Annotated in this window: 6 protein-coding genes; all 6 read left to right on the forward strand. The window is 59.9% G+C overall.

Translation table 11 applies throughout. The features are described from left to right. Positions 1 to 11 precede the first annotated feature (11 nt). Positions 12 to 1,337: a histidinol dehydrogenase gene (hisD, locus tag JWR14_RS23970; RefSeq protein ID WP_299713026.1), complete on the forward strand. Its 1,326-nt coding sequence runs from the start codon at positions 12 to 14 to the stop codon at positions 1,335 to 1,337. 82 nt (positions 1,338 to 1,419) lie between these two features. Beyond that, a complete protein-coding gene (gene hisC / locus JWR14_RS23975) occupies positions 1,420 to 2,490 on the forward strand; it encodes a histidinol-phosphate transaminase (protein ID WP_299713015.1) in 1,071 nt (356 codons plus the stop codon). A 28-nt stretch (positions 2,491 to 2,518) separates the two neighbouring features. After that, complete coding sequence (gene hisB, locus JWR14_RS23980; protein WP_031362181.1) at positions 2,519 to 3,106, forward strand: imidazoleglycerol-phosphate dehydratase HisB; 588 nt, start codon at positions 2,519 to 2,521, stop codon at positions 3,104 to 3,106. Positions 3,107 to 3,199: 93 nt separating this feature from the next. Beyond that, positions 3,200 to 3,820, forward strand: coding sequence for a MarC family protein (locus JWR14_RS23985; protein ID WP_299713020.1), 621 nt, complete (start codon positions 3,200 to 3,202; stop codon positions 3,818 to 3,820). A gap of 31 nt (positions 3,821 to 3,851) precedes the next feature. Further along, entirely contained in the window at positions 3,852 to 4,502 is a 651-nt protein-coding gene (gene hisH, locus JWR14_RS23990) for an imidazole glycerol phosphate synthase subunit HisH (RefSeq protein ID WP_299713023.1), read from the forward strand. A 175-nt stretch (positions 4,503 to 4,677) separates the two neighbouring features. Further along, on the forward strand, positions 4,678 to 4,797 hold a 120-nt coding region (locus JWR14_RS23995), incomplete at its 3' end, for a HisA/HisF-related TIM barrel protein (protein WP_299713029.1).

The following is a 4,797-nucleotide window of genomic DNA, read 5'->3' on the forward strand; positions in this document are numbered from 1 at the left end:
CGGATACCAGCATGTCTATCAAGATTCGCAAACTCGATTCCAGCGCCAACGGTTTTCACACGGCGCTGCACGCGGTGCTCGCGTTCGAGGCGAGCGAGGATGAAGCCATCGAGCGCTCGGTCGCGCAGATTCTCGCCGATGTCAAAAAGCGCGGCGACGACGCAGTCCTGGACTACACGAACAAGTTCGACCGTCTGAAGGCCGAGAACGTCGCGTCGCTGGAATTGCCGCAGGCCGAACTGGAAGCGGCGCTCGAAGGGCTCGTTCCGAAACGTCGCGCCGCGCTGGAAGCGGCGGCGGCACGGGTGCGCGGTTATCACGAGAAACAGCGGATTGAGTGCGGGAGCCATAGCTGGCAGTACACGGAAGCCGACGGCACGGTGCTCGGCCAGAAAGTCACGCCGCTGGATCGCGCCGGTATCTACGTGCCAGGCGGCAAGGCGGCGTATCCGTCGTCGGTGTTGATGAACGCGATTCCCGCGCGCGTTGCCGGCGTAAAGGAAATCGTCATGGTCGTGCCCACGCCGGACGGCGTGAAAAATCCGCTGGTGCTCGCGGCCGCGTTGCTGGGCGGCGTGGATCGCGTGTTCACCATCGGCGGCGCGCAGGCGATCGGTGCGCTGGCCTACGGCACGCAATCCATTCCCGCTGTCGATAAAATCTGCGGCCCGGGCAACGCGTACGTGGCATCGGCGAAACGGCGCGTGTTCGGCACCGTGGGTATCGACATGATCGCGGGACCGTCGGAAATCCTGATTATTTGCGATGCCACCACGGACCCGCGCTGGGTCGCGATGGACCTGTTTTCGCAAGCCGAACACGACGAACTCGCGCAATCCATCTTGCTGTGCCCCGACGCCACGTTCATCCAGCGCGTGGAAGACGCGATCAACGAATTGCTGCCCACCTTGCCCCGTCGCGATGTGATCCAGCGCTCGCTCGAAGATCGCGGTGCGCTGATCAAGGTCGCCGACATGAACGAAGCCTGCGCGATCGCCAACGACATCGCGCCGGAACATCTCGAGATTTCCGCGCTCGATCCGCATCACTGGGCGGCGCAGATCCGTCACGCGGGAGCGATCTTTCTTGGCCGCTACACGAGCGAAAGTCTCGGCGATTACTGCGCCGGACCGAATCACGTGCTACCGACGTCGCGTACCGCGCGGTTTTCGTCGCCGCTGGGCGTGTACGACTTCATGAAGCGCTCGAGCGTGATTGAAGTCAGCGCAGAAGGCGCGCAGACGCTTGGCGAGATAGCAGCCGAACTGGCGTATGGCGAAGGTCTGCAGGCGCATGCGCGCAGCGCTGAATACCGGATGAAAAATACGTCGCAGTAATCAGGTAAAGACGCAAACCGAGTTAAACATCGAGGCGGCCTTAGAGCCGCCCAACGTCCGGCGCTTCGCGTCCGGCAATACCATGACACGACCACAAGACATTCTGCGCCCCGACGTCCTCGCGATGACGTGTTATCCCGTGCCGAACTCAACCGGCCTCGTGAAGCTCGACGCGATGGAAAATCCGTATCGATTGCCGGCGAAACTGGCTGCTCAGTTGGGCGAACGACTGGCCGACGTCGCGTTAAACCGATACCCCGAACCCCGGCCGACCGCGTTGATCGAGAAGATCAAGCGCGTTATGCAAGTGCCTGCCGCGTGCGAATTGCTGCTCGGCAACGGTTCAGATGAATTGATCAGCATGATGTCGATGGCGTGCGCGAAACCTGGCGCTGCAGTCGTTGCGCCGGTTCCCGGCTTCGTGATGTACGCGATGTCGGCGAAGTTCGCGGGGCTTGAATTTATCGGCGTGCCGTTGAACGACGATTTCACGCTCGATGTCGACGCGCTGATCGCCGCGATCGAAACGCACAACCCGGCGCTGGTGTATCTCGCGTACCCGAACAATCCGACCGGCACGCTTTACGACGACGCGGACATTGAACGCGTGATCGCGGCGGCATCGAATAGCCTGGTTGTCATCGATGAAGCGTATCAACCGTTCGCGCAGCAAAGTTGGCTGCCGCGGGCCGCTGACTTCGACAACGTCGTTGTCATGCGGACGATGTCGAAGCTCGGTCTGGCGGGTATTCGCCTGGGTTATCTGGCGGGCAAGGCGTCGTGGACGACCGAATTCGATAAAGTGCGCCCGCCGTATAACGTCAATGTGCTGACGCAAGCCGCTGCGGATTTCATGCTCGATCACCTGGACGTGCTCGATGCTCAGGCTACCGAACTTCGCATTGAGCGCTCGCGATTGGAACAGGCCGTGAAGGCGCTGCCCGGCGCGACCGTTTATCCCAGCGCCGGCAACTTTCTGCTCGTTCGTGTTCCCGATGCTGCAGCCGTCTTCGAAACCCTGCTGACATCGCGGGTTTTGATCAAAAACGTGAGTAAAATGCATCCGTTATTGGCAAATTGCGTGCGTTTGACGGTCGGATCGGCGGAAGAAAATGCGCAAATGATCGCGGCTCTGAAACTCGCGCTGCACTGAAATCTCTTAAAGTCTCAAAGGAAACACCATGCGCATTGCGGAAGTCGTTCGCAACACCAGCGAAACGCAGATCCGTGTGAAGCTCGACCTGGACGGCACCGGCAAGCAAAAGCTCGCTACCGGCGTGCCGTTTCTCGACCACATGCTCGACCAGATCGCGCGTCACGGCCTCTTCGACCTTGAAGTCGAAGCGCATGGCGACCTTCATATCGACGACCACCATACGGTGGAAGACACGGGTATCACGCTGGGTCAGGCGGTGGCAAAGGCTATCGGCGACCGCAAGGGCATTCGCCGATACGGCCATTCCTACGTGCCGCTCGACGAAGCGCTGTCACGCGTCGTGATCGATTTTTCGGGCCGGCCCGGACTGGAATTTCACGTTCCGTTCACCCGTGCTCGCATTGGTACGTTCGACGTCGATCTCACCATCGAATTCTTCCGCGGCTTCGTGAATCACGCGGGCGTGACGCTGCACATCGACAATTTGCGCGGTATCAACGCGCATCATCAGGTGGAAACCGTCTTCAAGGCATTCGGCCGCGCGTTGCGCATGGCTGTTGAGCTGGACGAGCGTGCGGCAGGGCAGATTCCATCGACCAAGGGCAGCCTTTAAGCGCCTTCTAAATAACGCGGAACCGGCAACTATCGGGCGTGCTTTCACGCGTGCCCGCGCTGTCCGCGTCGATACGAGCCATGCCGGCCTGCGATGAATCTACTCAAATCGTTTATTTCGTTGCTCGCGCTGATCAATCCGGTCGGCGCGATCCCGTTTTTCCTGAGCCTGACGACCGATATGTCGAGCTCGGAAAAGGCTGGCACGATCCGGATCGCGTCCATTTCGGTCTTCTGCGTGATTGCCGTGGCGGCGTTGCTCGGACAGCAGATCATCGCGTTCTTCGGGATTTCGGTCGGCTCTCTTCAAGTGGGCGGCGGCATCATCATGTTGCTCATGGCGATCAACATGTTGAACGCGCAAGTCGGCAACACGCGCTCAACGCCGGAAGAACGCCACGAAGCCGAGATGAAAAACAGCATCGCCGTCGTGCCGCTCGCCATTCCGCTGCTGACGGGACCGGGTTCCATCAGCACGGTGATCGTCTATTCTGCAAGTGTGGTGCATTGGTATGAGCGGATCGGGCTGGTCATGATCGGGGCGGTGCTGGCGGGACTGTGTTTCGGTGCGCTGATGCTCGCCGAGCCCATTGCGCGCTGGGTCGGGCGTACGGGCATTAATATCGGTACGCGGCTGATGGGTTTGATGCTGTCGGCGCTGGCGGTGGAATTTATCGTCAATGGATTGAAGGCGTTGCTGCCCTCTTTGAAATAGCGTTCTGGAACGTGCTGAATTGAATACTTCGATGAAAACTTCGATAGCAATCGTGGATTACGGCATGGGCAACCTGCGCTCTGTCTATCAGGCGCTCCGCAAGGCCGCGCCCGAAGCGGACGTGGCGATCGTCGAGCAGCCCGAAGCAATCCGTGCGGCGGAGCGCATTGTGCTGCCGGGACAGGGCGCCATGCGCGATTGCATGGCGCACCTCGGCGCGTCGGGCTTGCAGGAAGCCGTGATGGAAGCCGCGCGCGACAAACCCATGCTGGGTGTGTGTGTTGGCGAGCAGATGCTGTTCGACTGGAGCGAGGAAGGGGGCGAGAAGGGAACAAACGGCCTTGGCTTGATACCCGGCAAGGTTGTGCGCTTCGAGCTCGAAGGCCAGCTGCAGGACGACGGCTCCCGTTTCAAAGTCCCGCAGATGGGCTGGAACCGCGTACGCCAGACGCAGCGGCATCCGCTGTGGGACGGCGTGCCCGACGAATCGTTTTTCTATTTCGTGCACAGTTACTACGGCGTTCCGGACAATCCGGCGCATACGTCGGGCGAAACCCTTTATGGCGCGCCGTTTACCTCGGCCATTGCCCGGGACAATCTGTTCGCGACCCAGTTTCACCCTGAGAAGAGCGCCGACGCGGGCTTGCGGCTGTATCGAAACTTCGTACACTGGAAACCGTAAGGTTCGGGTTTGCAGCGTGTTTTTTTGGGATGGTTTGACGTTTTGGCTTATGCCGTTTGCAGCGAACGAGGCTTGCATCACTTGTACTACACTAGCGAGACGGCAAGCAAAACTAAGGCGCTGAGCGCCAGGTTTGCAACCGTTCGATTAACCCTTATCCGATAACGTTATTTCTATGTTGCTCATTCCGGCCATCGATCTAAAAGACGGTCAGTGCGTACGCCTCAAACAAGGCGATATGGACCAGGCGACCATTTTTTCCGAAGATCCGGCGGCAATGGCCCGGCTATGGGTC

Source organism: Caballeronia sp., from assembly GCF_028292365.1.
Classification (GTDB): Bacteria; Pseudomonadota; Gammaproteobacteria; order Burkholderiales; family Burkholderiaceae; genus Caballeronia.

What these genes read in the sequence shown, in the direction of transcription:
- hisB (WP_031362181.1), top strand. Translation starts at nt 2,519, where the DNA reads ATGCGCATTGCGGAAGTCGTTCGCAACACCAGCGAAACGCAGATCCGT.
- JWR14_RS23985 (WP_299713020.1), top strand. Translation starts at nt 3,200, where the DNA reads ATGAATCTACTCAAATCGTTTATTTCGTTGCTCGCGCTGATCAATCCG.
- hisC (WP_299713015.1), top strand. Translation starts at nt 1,420, where the DNA reads ATGACACGACCACAAGACATTCTGCGCCCCGACGTCCTCGCGATGACG.
- hisD (WP_299713026.1), top strand. Translation starts at nt 12, where the DNA reads ATGTCTATCAAGATTCGCAAACTCGATTCCAGCGCCAACGGTTTTCAC.
- hisH (WP_299713023.1), top strand. Translation starts at nt 3,852, where the DNA reads ATGAAAACTTCGATAGCAATCGTGGATTACGGCATGGGCAACCTGCGC.